Source organism: Streptomyces katrae (assembly GCF_000966975.1).
GTDB classification, from domain to species: Bacteria; Actinomycetota; Actinomycetes; order Streptomycetales; family Streptomycetaceae; genus Streptomyces; species Streptomyces katrae.
On sequence record NZ_JZWV01000756.1, the window covers coordinates 1 to 1,391 of the forward strand.

The 1,391-nt window shown below is 71.5% G+C and carries 1 protein-coding gene; it reads right to left on the reverse strand.

Features of this window, described 5'->3' with window-relative positions; genetic code table 11:
- Positions 1-27: 27 nt before the first annotated feature.
- Positions 28-1,137, reverse strand: coding sequence for an aryl-sulfate sulfotransferase (locus VR44_RS25970; RefSeq protein WP_045950022.1), 1,110 nt, complete (start codon positions 1,135-1,137; stop codon positions 28-30).
- Between the last annotated feature and the right edge of the window lie 254 nt (positions 1,138-1,391).

A 1,391-nucleotide genomic window follows, 5' to 3' on the forward strand; every position in this document is an offset into this window, starting at 1 on the left:
GCACACCTCCGTCCGCCCGCTGGTCCGTCAGAGCCAGGGGAGCTGTTCGGCGGCGTAGCGGTAGGCGCGGAACACCGAGTTCTGCGCCCCGCGCGAGGACTCCAGGCCCGTGCCCTCACTGAAGGAGCCGAACTCCGGGACCACGAACTCCCAGACCACGTCCCCTTCCGGGGTCACCTCGAAGAGCCGCCCGAAGGAGCCCTCCGCGATGAAGGTGTTCCCGTTCGGCAGCCGCTGCGCGCTCGACATGTACGGGCTGTAGAAGTTCTGCGGCGGGTTGTCCTCGTACGACCAGACCTCCTCGCCCGTGGCCGGATCCAGCTCCAGCACCCGCGAGTACGGCACCGAAGTCGTGTCCCGGTACGTCCCGTTGTCGAACACGAGGATGTTCCCGCCCGGCAGCTCGTGCGGGTGGTGCTGCTGCGCCAGCACGTCCGGGCCGATGCTCCAGCGCACCGAGCCGTCGGCGCGGTCCACGGCCACGGTCGTCGAGGCGCTGCGGAAGCCCACCACGATCCCCCCGTCGGCGAGTTCGTTGACGGTGTTGGCCATCGGCCAGTGCTCCCGGGCGAAGTGCGGGTTCAGCGGCACCTCCTCCGGGTCCAGGTGCTCGATCGCCGCCCAGCGCCACACCACCTCTCCGTCCCAGGTCAGCTCCAGCACCACGTCCCCGTAGATCACCCCGCCCGCAGCCTCCGAGCCCGGGATGCCGCCACGGATGCGGGCGGCGTCGGCCGGGTCGAGGGGCTCGACGGTGGAGATGAGCAGGTTCCCGTTGCGCAGGATCGACGCGTCGTGGTGGTGGAAGGGGTGGCGGACCTCGCGCAGCACCGTCGAATCGGGAGCCAGCTCCTGGAAGATGCCGCCGTGGTAGACGTCCCAGATGGGGAAGAGGGTCGGGCCCGAGGTGTCCTTGGCCGCGTAGAAGAGGTTCCCGTTCGGGAGCAGCTGGGCCTGGCGACCGGGCGGGTGCGGGGAGTTCCAGGTGTGGGCGGGCTTGCCCTCGATGTCCACGAGGTGGATCCGGCCGTCGCCGGCGATCGGGGTGTAGAGGGTGTAGCCGCCGTAGCTGCGCCCCGGATCGTGGGCGCGCAGGCCGGTACCGCGGCGGCGGAGGGTGTTCTGGTCGACGCTCATGGGCTGTTCCTTCTCTGCGGGGATTCCGGGGATTCCGGGAGTCCCTGGGGGTTCTCTGGGGTTCTCGGCGGATTCGGCGCCGGGTCAGTCGGTGAGGGTGACGGCGGCGGGGTCCACGGCCTTGAGCGGGCCGGGGCGCAGCCGTTCGCGGAGGGCCTGCCGGTCGGCGGAGCCCGGCAGGGACTGGGCGGCCTTGGCCCAGGCGGCCTCGTCGGCCAGCTGCGCCAGGAGTTCGGGGGACAGGACCGGCCCGT

Coding starts and splice junctions, on each gene's coding strand:
- VR44_RS25970 (WP_045950022.1), bottom strand. CDS start 1,137: ATGAGCGTCGACCAGAACACCCTCCGCCGCCGCGGTACCGGCCTGCGC.